Here is a 712-nt window from a genome sequence, read left to right on the forward strand (position 1 = left end):
TGTGCAGCGTCGCTCCATAATAAAGCATCACCATTAACCGCTTGAGTAATATTACTTAGTTTATCCTCAAACTTTTTGACCTCATTAGACAGATGAGTGTTCACATTCTTGACACTCGTATCAAGACCCACAAAGGCGCTGCCAACATCATTGAAGCTCGTCTTTTCCACATCACCATCTGCAGAAATATTAGAGATTTCGTAAGTCGGAGCTGTCCATGTGCCTCCTTCATACTTAGCTTTACCACCTAAAGACTGCGCAACACCGCTCCCTAGAGCATATAGCTGATTGCCCGCTACAGCATCACTTGAGTCTTTAGTTATAGACCCATTGGTAAGCGATGTTATCTTGCCGCTTGCATTCTCTTCACCATGCGTCGCTACAAAAGCATGTGCAGTGTCGCTCCAATTCAAGGAATCACTCTTTGCTTCAGCAATATCTTTGCTAATTTCATCCTTAATATTCGTGATAGAATTATTCACATTCGCGAAAGAAGTTCCTACACCAGCAAACGCTGTTGCCACATCATGATACTCTTTATCTTCTGTTTTGCCATCTTCTTTCACGCTCTTAACCGTGAATGTAGGCGCACTCCAAGTTCCATTCTCATACTTAGCTTTACCACCTAAAGACTTCGCAACACCGCTCCCTAGAGCATATAGCTGATTGCCCGCTACAGCATCACTTGAGTCTTTAGTTATAGACCCATTGG

Annotated in this window: 1 pseudogene; it reads right to left on the bottom strand. The window is 43.3% G+C overall.

The window, feature by feature from the left end:
- Window positions 1-712 (bottom strand): annotated as a pseudogene (locus ACFIJJ_RS09865) (hypothetical protein); the annotation flags it as partial.

Source organism: Bartonella sp. TT29SHDZB (assembly GCF_042193395.1).
Classification (GTDB): Bacteria; Pseudomonadota; Alphaproteobacteria; order Rhizobiales; family Rhizobiaceae; genus Bartonella.